The following is an 11,763-nucleotide window of genomic DNA, read 5'->3' on the forward strand; positions in this document are numbered from 1 at the left end:
CAGGGACGAGCTTAGTAATAAATATCATTAACCCGCGGTTCCACCCTCGTTCCATCTTGCTTTTCACGGCAAAACGGCACTTGTAACTTGGTAACGGCAGCTTCCCGTCAGCTCATATTCGCAAAATGCCTGCTTTCCGAGCCGAAGTTTAAAGGTGGTAAGTGTTCCATGCGAATAGGAAGCTTACAGCCTGTTGGCTCCCCTCTCTGATAATCGGCGACTAGAATACCCTTGTCCTCATCATAACTTTTAGTTTTTTAATAGTATGTAGGAAATTATAATTTGTTATACAGTGAAAATCAAGGTTAATTTTCTTTTTACGAAGAAAGATTATTCAAATGCATTTGAAAAGGACGAAAGCGGCAGGACGGTCGCCCGTTCTTCGAAAATCCTTGAAATGGTCTGAATCAGCCCTTCTTCCTTGTCATCGGTATAGATGCACAAGTTTTCAGGAGCAATCGATAAAAGCGGGGCAAGTATCACCGTATCGAGAAAAAGTGAACTTTTGGCAAGAAGCCTCCTGTCGATCATACTATTGATTTTTGGACGGTCGAGTTTGCTGAATTTCTGATCATAGAAATGAAAACCATCCCGGTTGACCAAGTGAAGCTTTCTTAATTTCGACTCCTGCCCATGAAGGCAATCACGGAGAGTGGCAATGAAATTTTGATAGTCCTGTTCTAGCTTATATTCATCAATCGCCTTGACGACATACTTTTCCAAAGTTTGCTGAAATGATTTTAAACGGAAGGTCGTAAAAGAATCGAATGAAAAAGATACCTTTCCAGCCAAGATGCTTTGAAGTCCTTCCTCAATCAATCGTTTCTCCGTACTGAATGCTTCCTCTTGATTCCTGGCTCTTTCCACCTCGATGATTGATGATGCAATTTCAATGATGGCTTCAATTTCTTCCCGTTCCCTATAAAAAAATTTACCGACTATTATTTGCTCCAGAACAGGAAGCGTCTTTTCTTCCAATAAAAAAGAATGAAATGCATCACGAAGCAGAATTAGCCACTTATCACCTGAAGACTCCGTCATATCCACATGCATGCCTTGTTGCGGAAGAAATCGAATGTATGCTTGAAATTCTGCCCCCAGTGGATGGACAGAAACGAAATCCAGTAATTTCAATGCCTCTGAATCGTTTTGAAACGAAATTTGCACTACGACATCCCCCCTTCCCCCTTGCTTCTTTTTTCATGTATATGGGGATGGGGACGTGTTTAGAAGTGGGATGGACCTTGTAAGAAGAAAAAAGTGACCTCCATTAAGAGACCACTTTTCTTCATCTTCTCCGATTCACGCCATCAAGCTTGACCGGCTCCGCTAAATATTGAATTCTTTCCAGTACCCTGGCCGCCTTCACTTCTTCCTTTTCACCACGCTGTGAAAAGGTCAGGTGATTCTCCAGGCCATTCATGTCAAAATTCGAAGTGAAAAACGTCGGAAGGTTTTCCAGCATTCTAAATTGCAAAATCGGGCCAAAAACCTCATCGCGTCCCCAGCTTGTCATGGACTCCGCTCCAATATCATCCAGCATGAGGATCGGTGCCGTTTTCACCATCTCAATTTTTTCATTGACCGTATTGTCACCTATCGAACCCTTAAGTTCCCTCAAGTAGTCAGGTACATAGACAATAAGGGAGGAAATTTGCCTTTCTGCAAGTTCATTGGCAATCGCACCTAATAAATACGTTTTCCCAACACCGAATTTACCATATATATATAAGCCTTTTTGCCTTTTGCCTGGTTCATACTCCATAATGAACGACATCGCTTTACTTAAAACACCTAAGCGTTTGTTTTGATCATCCGTTTGAGTGAAGTCATCAATGGTCGCCTTTAAAATATCCTTCGGCACGTAAAGGCTGCGGATCAATTTTTCACGTTTCCGCTTTTCATCCTCTGCCAATTTCCGCGGGCAGATTTCATAATGCAGATTCAGGGCCTTCCCTTGAACGACCAATTTGGGATAATACCCCTGCATCATATTGATGCAGCCGTCCAAGCTTGGACATTTATCGCACTTATTGCTTTGTGAAGTGAACTCATAAAGCTTCCCCAAGTTTTTTTCGATCATGTCTTCCGTGACCGTCGAACTGTTGGCATTCAAAAATAACCGCACCTGTTCATCTTCAAAAATCTCCTGTTTCAGCTTTTCATAACGCTGTTGAAATTGGTTTGTATTGGCCAATTTATTCAGGGATCTATTAATCTTTTCCATCGTTCATTTCACCTCCTGCTTTCCACTGCTTCCATTTTTCCTGAAGCTCACGTTTCTGGGCATTCAATTCGGGCTGATCCGCATTCTGCTCTTGCTGTGCTTCTTCTTTTTTCTCAAGCCACTCAGGAACCACTTCTTCCCGTATCGTCTTTTTCCGGCCGCCCTTCGCAGCATTCCTGCTCCCTTGAGCCCAGTCCTGATATTTCCGGTGTTCATTTTTAGCTAGTTCCATCGCCTCGAGGACGGTGGAGACCTTCAGCCGTGCCCAATGGCCTGCCAATTTTTCCACATAGCCCTTCGTGAACTTCATATCCGTTTTGAGCATGACATATTCAATCAAGACATTGACGACACCAGGATTCAGCTTTTGGTTGATCATCACGCCCTCCACCACTTTCAAATCACCGCTTGATGGCTCTGCGCCGCCGGACAATTGCATTAGCCGCTCCCGTGGGGATATCGTCTCCAAATGCCGGATTAGCTCTTGTTCCTGTGTTTTCGGTTCTTCTTTTTGGGTCCGTTCACGAATCGGCTGCACCCGATTGACCAGGGAAGGCATGTCTGCCTGCCGTTCGATCTGATACCAGTCCCTTGCCGCCTTCCTGAGCATTTCCTCATCGATCTCATCATCCAATGAAACGGCATCCATTACTAGTTTTTGCATTTCAAGCGGATCAATGCCATATAAAAAAGCAAGTTTGGCAATCGTACTTTTAATTTTCGGAGTAAAGGCCTTTTTCGGTACGATCGAAGATTTCATCCCGGCTAATAAAAGTTCAAAATCGAATAAGTTGTCAAATCCCGAAGGCTCGACGCCATCCGTCCGGTCGATATATTGCTGATCAGGAATGGGGTTCCATTCGTTTTTTGCTTCATCCGTTACATATAAAGAGTCCAAATGATCTGATGAGAATACCTCCGCAAAAGATTTAGTCACACCTTCATATTGATCCGTTAAGATATGATCATCACAAAAGAATCTCTTTAACCGGTTGAATTGTGCTTTACCGATCTTTTTGTATAAATAGATATTCAGCATTCCATCCGTGAAGAACTGTTGGGGGGAAAGCGGCGGATTTATCTCATAGATAAATTCCTTTGTCTCATTTTTCGATTTCTTATATACATTCAACAAACCGATTCCCTCAAGTAAAAGCCGGGCTTCGTAAATATCACCTAACTTAAGGCCGATTGTATTCATTAATTGATAATGTGAGGAGGTTTCCGACCATAGCCTGTTTTCCTCCAGCTCACTCCATAACGTCATATATAGGCTAATACAGATAGGTCCAATAAGAGGTTGATAAAGTCGGGTAAGTATTTTCCGATCATAATCATGAAGCAGCCCCGCAGATGAGACCAAATATGGATCAGCTGGGAGCAATTCTTGCCAATGCATTGACATCTCCATTCAAACCTTTCAAAAGATGTAGTGAAAAAAGAGCCAAAGTAAATCTTCAGCTCTACTTTCTTTCTTTATTTATTAAATCTTTCAATTCATCGATAAAGACATTGATATCTTTAAATTGTCGATAGACGGATGCGAATCTAACATAGGCAACCTCATCGACTTCTGCCAGCTTGTCCATCACCATTTCGCCGACACTGTCGCTTTTCACTTCCGATATGCCCTGGTTGCGTAGTTCTTTTTCTACATAACTGGTAATTTGCTCTAGTTCTTTCAAGGGAACCGGACGTTTTTCGCAAGCCCTGATTAAGCCACGCAGGATTTTATCACGACTGAACTCTTCCCGTGTACCGCCTTTTTTCACTACAATGAGCGGTGTTTCCTCCACCTTTTCAAATGTCGTGAATCGAAAACCACATGCCTCACATTCACGGCGTCGTCGAATCGATTTACTTTCATCGACTGGCCTGGAATCGAGCACTCTTGTTCCGTTATATTGACATGATGGGCATTTCATCATTATCAGCTCCGTATTTTATGTAGGACTCCCCTATCTAAATGTTCCCCAAGGAATTACTTTTCTATCTTAATCTTATATTAAAAGGAACGGCCAGTACAAGTAAAAAGTGTAACTTCCAGCAGCAGGCACTTTATATCACGCACTAGAAGCACCGTTATCAAAGTCTTTGTGCTCTGGGATACGTACCCTTATAAATTGAAGCAAGATCGGATTCATTGCATTAAAAAAGAGATGCACCCATGGCATCTCTGTGTATACGTGTTTTTTATAGGGCACTTATATTGGCTTTTTTCATTTGTACAGGACCTAATCCACGTGGTAATTCTATGTTCTCGCGTGTTTGCGCATTCAAAGCTTCTGCAATATAATCTGCCGCAATATTCGGATCCAAGTTACCGCATGTATAGACATCAATGCTGGCATAGCCGTGTTCAGGAAAACTGTGAATCGTTAAGTGTGATTCAGAAATGATGACAACCCCACTAACTCCTTGTGGAGCAAACTTGTGAAAGGCAACTTCTCGTACCTCTGCACCTGATTTTAAAGCAGCATCAACAAAAATCTTTTCAATCAAATCGATATTGTTCAGTTTCTCAAAGTCACAACCCCAAAGTTCAGAAATGACATGTCTACCCATAGTTTCCATAGTGTAAGCAGTTTCCATATTAAGCTTCCCCCTTACCATGATTAAAAAATAAGTCTGATAACTACCACGGGGGAAAGTTAGTCCAAAGAGGTCCTAACCCTTTAAGTAGCCATCATGCAAACCGCTTTTGAAGAAGTTCACGATTCATAGTATATATGGTTTAAATTTTTTTTGCAACTCCAAATTGAATTTTTGGATAGATAAACTTTTTATGTAATAAAGATATGGGGGAGGTCCCAATGTGGGGCAAATTCTGTTTTCGTGTGTTTATTCAGCGCCATAAGGCAGCCAGAAATTGATGATCAATGAATTAAAAATAGTCTGCTAAAAAAATTTAGCAGATAGACAAACTCGATAATAATTGAGTTTGTCTACTGTTTTTTATGTTTTTAATATTTGGCCGTTTATTGGAACGTGGGGCACTCGCTTTCCGCGGGCGGTCCGCCATTGCGCCTGTGGGGTCTCCCTTTGACGCGCTTTTCCCGAAAGGAGCCTCGAACACCCGCTCCAATCAACTTTGTTTCAAGATAGAATCCTTTTACCTATAGTCTATTTAAGGCAGAGAACAAGGGGATTAAGGACAGTTCAACTAATCCTGAAGAGTAGCTACTATGTGAAAGATGAACGAACAAAACAAGTTTGCCTATTCGTTTCATGCAGCATCGAACTTCAATGCATTTTTGTTGGGGACGATACGCATGATCGTCATATCTTAGAGCCTCTGGTTGAACCAGTGAATTCCAGAAAGTTGGAAAACCAGGAGAGTTTCCGCAGATGCAAAGGAAAAGCATGGTATGCGCTGGGTCACTATTCTCTCTAACTGCTTCAAATCCAATAAAAAATCAAAAAGGTTTCGGAATGTGACCATTCCGAAACCTTTTTGTCTACAAACTGGGCCCGCTAAAAAATTTAGCAGGCTCGATTTTTTCATTATTTTACTGATAATTCAACTTCGGAGGTTTTTTTCAACTCGGATGCAACTAATTTTACAAGGTCCACTACCCGGTTGGAGTAACCCCACTCATTATCATACCAAGCCAGGACTTTAACTTTCCTGTCACCAATCATCATCGTTGTCAAACCATCGATGATGGCAGAGTGAGGATTAGTTTTGAAATCACTGGAAACCAAAGGTTCCATCGTGAATTCCATGATTCCTTTAAGTTCATTTTCTGAAGCGTCGATGAACGCTTGATTCACTTCATCAATCGTGACATCACAGTTTAAATCCACAACAAGGTCGACTAGGGACACGTTAGGTGTCGGTACGCGTATCGCCATTCCGTGAAGCTTGCCTTTTAATTGAGGCAACACCAAAGAGATCGCTTTTGCAGCTCCTGTGGTCGTAGGAATGATGCTTTCCGCAGCGGCACGAGCACGTCTTAAGTCTTTGTGCGGGTTGTCGATATTATTTTGATCATTTGTATAAGAATGTATCGTTGTCATTAAACCATTGTTAATGCCGAATTTCTCATCAAGCACTTTTGCAACCGGTCCAAGACAGTTAGTTGTACAAGATGCATTGGATATGACAAAATGCTTGTCAATTTCCAGAACTTCCTGATTGACGCCCATGACAATGGTAACGTCTTCATTTTTACCTGGTGCTGATAAAATCACCCTTTTTGCCCCTGCCTCTAAATGAAGAGCCGCTTTAGAACGATCATTGAATTTTCCAGTAGCTTCAATTACAATATCTATGTTCATCTCTTTCCAAGGCAATAGCTTTGGATCGCGGTTATTTATCAATTGTACTCGGCGGCCATTCACTACAAGTGAATCATCTTCCGCTATAATGATACCGTCGAATTTACCATGTATCGTATCATACTTTAGTAAGTGTGCTAAAGTTTCAGCAGGATAGCTTGCATTAATGGCAACAATGTCCAAACCCTCATCTAATATGGCCTTTCGGAAAACCATTCTTCCAATTCTCCCAAATCCGTTAATTGCTATTCTTGAATTCATTGTTCGGACCCTCCTGAAAATATTAATGTTATACTTATTACCTCTCACATGTAATTAGTATAACATAATTAGATTGAAATGTGCTAATAAAAATGCGGATTGTTTTATTTTTTCAACACAAAAGGAAGAAACCCGAAGATTTCTTCCTTTTATCACAACTATATGACATGCCATTCGATAAGCAGGGCCTTCACCTGCTTCTTCGTTTCCTTAATGTCCCCATTATTATCGATGACGGCATCCGCTAAAGCCTTTTTATCAGCCAAGGGCATCTGAGAATGGATCCTGGCAAGCGCATCCTTCTCAGATAGACCATTCCTGTTCATTAAACGTTCCAATTGAACTTGTTCATCGACATATATCAAAAGCGTCTTTTCCACCATGAATGTCAGCTTACTTTCAAATAAGAGCGGAATATCCATGAATACCGTTTCTTCCCCTGCAGCGAGTGCCTCTTCCGTTTTGAGGCGCATCCAATTCCTGACGGCAGGGTGAACGATGCCATTCAATAGCAATCTCTTTTCCTGATCATGGAATATTATCGACCCCAGCTTTACGCGATCTATATTCCCATCCGCCAATAAGATATCTTCTCCAAACGCCTCCACAACTTGATGATAGGCGTCTTCACCTGGCTCAACGACAGCACGGGAAGCCAGATCTGCATCTACAATCGTGAATCCGAGTTCCTGTAAATAGAGGCTGACACTGCTTTTCCCGCTGGCGATGCCTCCAGTGATTCCGATGATTTGTCCCATATGCTCCCCCTTTTAAACCATGTATCATAACTTGAATAAGCCGATTATAATTAATAGTACACCTGGAAGAAAGGTTAAATGCTGGACAACTTTATTATTCGAAAGCAATTTCCCGCTTTGCAGTCCGCTCCAAATGAAAATTGAACTCATAACAGCGATGCATACTGCGAGGATAATCGGTGAAATCCCGATCATGGCTGCTCCGACTCCAGCCCCGAACGCATCCAGTGAAAGTGCAAACCCCAAGACAAGCGCTTCAACACCCGTAATCGTACCTGATTTATCAAAATCGGCATTCAATGGTTTTTGTAAAATATTAATGGCTACCCCAAGTGATTTAATTTCAAAATTAAAGATGATCTTTTCATGATATCTATCATCTTTCAAATCTTTGTCAGGCCTAAAGTATTGGTATACCATCCAGGCACCAAGAAAGATGAGGATGATGCCCCCGGTTTTTTCAGCCGCCCCGATAGATATGAGCTGACTGATGAATTGACCGATGACCATCGCTATGCCTAAACTCAAAGCAGAACAAAATGAAATGACCGCTATTGACTTTAAGGGGATTTTCATCTTCCGCATACCAAAAGTCAAACCTACGCCAAATCCGTCAATACTAACTGCAAAAGCAAGAAAAATAATTTGTAGCCACATCGGAATATTACTCCTTCCCTTCTCGTTGCTACCCTAGTATATGGTAGGAGCCCATCCGATGTGTTTTTAAAAAACATTAGTTAAATAAGCGGCTGGCACAACGGGCAAATATGTGTGCCGCGTCCTGCAACAACCAGCTTTTCAAGTGGCGTGCCGCATGTTTTGCATTCCTCACCCTTTCGTCCATAGACATTCAGTTCCAACTGAAACATGCCGATTTGCCCTTGAGAGTTGAGGTATGAACGAATCGTACTCCCACCCTTTTCCACCGCTTCACCCAATGTTGCAATGATTTCCGCATGCAACTTTTTGATTTCCTGCAAGGATAGTGAAGAAGCTATTCTCTCCGGATGGATACCGGAACGGAATAATGACTCGTCCACATATATATTCCCAATTCCAACGACAACCGTTTGATCAAGGAGAACCGGCTTGATTTTCCTGTTGGTTTTGGCCAATTTCGCACTTAGCCCCTCGACAGTAAATTCTTCAGATAACGGTTCAGGTCCTAAATGCAGCAGCGGCAACCGCTCAAACTCTTCTCCTTTGGCAAACAGGTGCATCGTTCCGAATTTCCGGACATCCCTGTACCGAAGCTCACTGCCATCCGTGAAAGTGAAGATCACATGTGTATGCTTATCGTATGGCTCTTCTTTTGGATGCACCCCGTATTTCCCCTCCATCCTTAAATGCGAAACCATCGAATAATCATCCAAGGTGAAAATGAGGAACTTGCCCCGACGACCTATACTCTGAATCGTTTGCCCTCTTAAAGCATCCTGAAACTGTTCGACAGGCTCAGGCGCTTTAATGATCTTTGGCCAAAAGACGGACACTTCCTTGATCTCTTTTCCAAGTACGAGCTGCTCTAACGTTCTTTTGACTGTTTCCACTTCTGGAAGTTCTGGCATTACAATCACCTATCTTTTATTATTTGGCATCAAACCATGTTGGCCCGAAAGCATAATCCACTTTAAGGGGCACGTTCAATTCAATGGCATTTTCCATTTCCTCCGGAACGATCACCTTAAGGATTTCGAGTTCCTCGGGAGGAGTTTCAAAAATCAATTCATCATGCACCTGAAGAAGCATTCTCGTTTTCAGCCCTTCACTTTTCAGGCGCTTATTCATATTTATCATCGCAAGCTTGATGATATCCGCGGCACTGCCTTGAATCGGTGTGTTCATCGCTGTCCGTTCGGCAAAGCTCCTGATGTTGAAATTCCTGCTTGTAATCTCAGGTATATAGCGCCTTCTTTGCAGCAAAGTCGTGCTATACCCTTTTTGACGTGCCTCATGTATACTTTCTTCCATATATTCCTGAACACCAGGAAAGCTCCTTAAATACTTCTCGATGAACTCTCCAGCTTCTTTTCTCGTGATGCCAAGACTTTGCGATAGCCCGTAGTCACTTATACCATAAACGATTCCGAAGTTGACGGCTTTTGCTTGGCGCCTCATGTTCGACGTGACTTCCTCCGCCTTTACATGGAACACATCCATCGCTGTCCTTGTATGGATGTCCATCCCGGCTTGGAATGCTTCCACCAATCCGCTGTCATTGGCGATATGCGCCAGCACGCGTAACTCGATTTGCGAATAGTCCGCAGCAAAAATGATCCAATCCTTTTCGGAAGGAATGAAGGCCTGCCTGATTTTCCTGCCTTCTTCCAGTCTGATAGGGATGTTCTGCAGGTTGGGATCTGTAGAACTTAATCGGCCGGTTTGGGTCAATGCTTGGTTGAACCGGGTGTGCACCTTGTCCGTTTTAGCATTGACCACTTTGAGCAAGCCTTCAATATATGTGGATTGCAACTTACCAAGCTGGCGATACAGTAATATTTCCTTAACGATATCATGCTGGCTCTCCAGTTTTTCCAGTACATCGGCTGAAGTGGAATAACCTGTTTTGGTTTTCTTCATGACCGGAAGCTCTAACTTTTCAAAAAGGATGGCCCCAAGCTGTTTAGGTGAATTGATATTGAAAGCCTCTCCAGCCAAATCAAAAATTCGTGCTTCAATGGTTCTTAAGCGAATGGCTAATTCCTGCCCCATGTTTTTCAGCCGGCCTATATCCACCTTGATGCCCTGCCATTCCATATTAGCCAGGATGATCGACAAAGGCAGCTCCAGTTCCGTTAACAGATGATATTGCTCGAACTCTTGCAGTTTATTGATCATCGGTTCTTTAAGAGAAAGGATTGCCTTCGATTTTCTGGCGATATGCTCGCTCAATTCAGCTTGCCCAGGAATCTTCCGTTTTGCACCTTTCCCATAAAAAACATCATCTGTCTCAAGACGGATTGTACCTTGTGTTTTCGTGATTTCGGCCACTTCATCCACTGACTCTGCCGGATCTAGGATATAGGATGCCAAAAACACATCAAAATCGATGCCTTTTATTTCGACGCCTCTATGACGGAGTGCAACAACCGTACGCTTCGCATCGAAAACCGTTTTCTTTTTTGTTTCATCCTCTGCCCAGGTTTTAAATGCCGCGGAACTCAGAGCATCATCTCCATGGAAGTAAAAATGACCTTGTTCATTACTGATGGCTATCCCTATAATATCTGCACGATGATAATTATCTTCTAAAGTTTCAACATATAAAGCACTTTCATCTGCAAACATTCCTTCTGACATTTCACCCGTGTGAACCTCTATCTTTTCCTGTTCAAGCGGTACACTTTCCGTTACATCCAATTTATCGAGCAAAGTCGAAAAGCCTAGCTCTTTATAGAATGAGATGACTCGTTCCTGATCCATGCCGCTGTACTCGGTCTCGTTTACAGAAACTTCAAGCGGCGCTTCCCTCGTTATTGTAGCCAGCTCTTTACTTAATAGAGCCAGGTCTTTATGTTCCTCTATTTTCTCTTTCAATTTTTGTCCGCTTACCTCATCAATCGACTGCAGGAGGTTTTCCACCGTTTCAAATTGATGCAATAACTTAAGGGCGGTTTTTTCACCAACACCCGGTATGCCAGGAATATTGTCGGAGGCATCTCCCATCAGCCCTTTTAAATCAATGATCTGAAAGGGGGATAGACCGTATTTTTCATGTATATGCTTTGGAGTGTATTCCTCAATTTCAGTAATCCCCTTTTTCGTAATGGAAACCGTCGTACTAGGGGAGGATAATTGTGTTAAATCCTTATCACCGGAAATGACCTTCACCTCAAAACCATCTTTTTCAGCTTGTAAAGATAGCGTCCCGATAATATCATCGGCTTCATAGTTCTCCAGTTCATACCTTTTTATTTGAAAACAATCAAGCAGCTCACGAATGAAAGGAAATTGCTCAGATAATTCAGGCGGCGTTTTTTGGCGTCCCCCTTTATATTCTTTAAATGAAGCATGTCTGAATGTCGTTTTACCCGCATCGAATGCAACAAGTATGTGCGTTGGTTTTTCTTCTTCAAGAATGCGGTTGAGCATCATGGTGAATCCGTAAACGGAATTCGTATGTACCCCTTTATCATTATTCAAGAGCGGAAGTGCAAAAAACGCACGGTATGCAATGCTATTTCCATCTATGAGTACTAACTTTTTATCCAATTCCGTCTTCCTCCAGTCATACAG

General features: G+C 42.4%; 10 protein-coding genes and 1 pseudogene. 1 reads left to right on the forward strand and 10 read right to left on the reverse strand.

Annotated elements, in window-relative coordinates:
• Positions 1-330 precede the first annotated feature (330 nt).
• The 5 genes from ytxC to speD form a co-directional block, all read right to left on the reverse strand.
• The gene (ytxC, locus tag ACFX4X_RS02315; RefSeq protein ID WP_061464343.1) at positions 331-1,167 is read right to left on the reverse strand and encodes a sporulation protein YtxC; all 837 of its coding nucleotides are present in this window, start codon (positions 1,165-1,167) and stop codon (positions 331-333) included.
• A 121-nt stretch (positions 1,168-1,288) separates the two neighbouring features.
• Positions 1,289-2,227, reverse strand: coding sequence for a primosomal protein DnaI (dnaI, locus tag ACFX4X_RS02320; RefSeq protein WP_061464344.1), 939 nt, complete (start codon positions 2,225-2,227; stop codon positions 1,289-1,291).
• On the reverse strand, positions 2,214-3,626 hold the full coding sequence (locus ACFX4X_RS02325) for a replication initiation and membrane attachment family protein (RefSeq protein WP_377381259.1): 1,413 nt from the start codon (positions 3,624-3,626) through the stop codon (positions 2,214-2,216). Before ACFX4X_RS02325 ends, dnaI begins: the two co-directional genes overlap by 14 nt.
• A 64-nt stretch (positions 3,627-3,690) precedes the next feature.
• Entirely contained in the window at positions 3,691-4,152 is a 462-nt protein-coding gene (gene nrdR / locus ACFX4X_RS02330) for a transcriptional regulator NrdR (RefSeq protein ID WP_034309080.1), read from the reverse strand.
• Positions 4,153-4,420: 268 nt separating this feature from the next.
• On the reverse strand, positions 4,421-4,801 hold the full coding sequence (speD, locus tag ACFX4X_RS02335; protein WP_034311443.1) for an adenosylmethionine decarboxylase: 381 nt from the start codon (positions 4,799-4,801) through the stop codon (positions 4,421-4,423).
• 534 nt (positions 4,802-5,335) lie between these two features.
• Here speD and ACFX4X_RS02340 point away from each other — a divergent pair.
• Positions 5,336-5,537, forward strand: a pseudogene (locus ACFX4X_RS02340) (IS5/IS1182 family transposase); the annotation flags it as partial.
• 194 nt (positions 5,538-5,731) lie between these two features.
• On the opposite strand, the gene ACFX4X_RS02345 reads toward ACFX4X_RS02340, so the two are convergent.
• From ACFX4X_RS02345 to polA, 5 genes are all read right to left on the reverse strand, one after another.
• Positions 5,732-6,769: a glyceraldehyde-3-phosphate dehydrogenase gene (locus ACFX4X_RS02345; RefSeq protein ID WP_377381262.1), complete on the reverse strand. Its 1,038-nt coding sequence runs from the start codon at positions 6,767-6,769 to the stop codon at positions 5,732-5,734.
• 158 nt (positions 6,770-6,927) lie between these two features.
• Entirely contained in the window at positions 6,928-7,527 is a 600-nt protein-coding gene (gene coaE, locus ACFX4X_RS02350) for a dephospho-CoA kinase (RefSeq protein ID WP_377381265.1), read from the reverse strand.
• 24 nt (positions 7,528-7,551) lie between these two features.
• Positions 7,552-8,184 carry a sporulation membrane protein YtaF gene (gene ytaF, locus ACFX4X_RS02355; RefSeq protein WP_061464349.1) on the reverse strand — a complete coding sequence of 211 codons (633 nt, stop codon included), beginning with the start codon at positions 8,182-8,184 and terminating at the stop codon, positions 7,552-7,554.
• A gap of 80 nt (positions 8,185-8,264) precedes the next feature.
• Complete coding sequence (mutM, locus tag ACFX4X_RS02360) at positions 8,265-9,095, reverse strand: DNA-formamidopyrimidine glycosylase (RefSeq protein ID WP_377381268.1); 831 nt, start codon at positions 9,093-9,095, stop codon at positions 8,265-8,267.
• Positions 9,096-9,114: 19 nt separating this feature from the next.
• Positions 9,115-11,739 carry a DNA polymerase I gene (polA, locus tag ACFX4X_RS02365; protein ID WP_284470039.1) on the reverse strand — a complete coding sequence of 875 codons (2,625 nt, stop codon included), beginning with the start codon at positions 11,737-11,739 and terminating at the stop codon, positions 9,115-9,117.
• Between the last annotated feature and the right edge of the window lie 24 nt (positions 11,740-11,763).

Origin of the sequence: Peribacillus sp. YIM B13481 (assembly GCF_042787985.1) — a bacterium.
Taxonomy (GTDB): Bacteria; Bacillota; Bacilli; order Bacillales; family DSM-1321; genus Peribacillus; species Peribacillus simplex_A.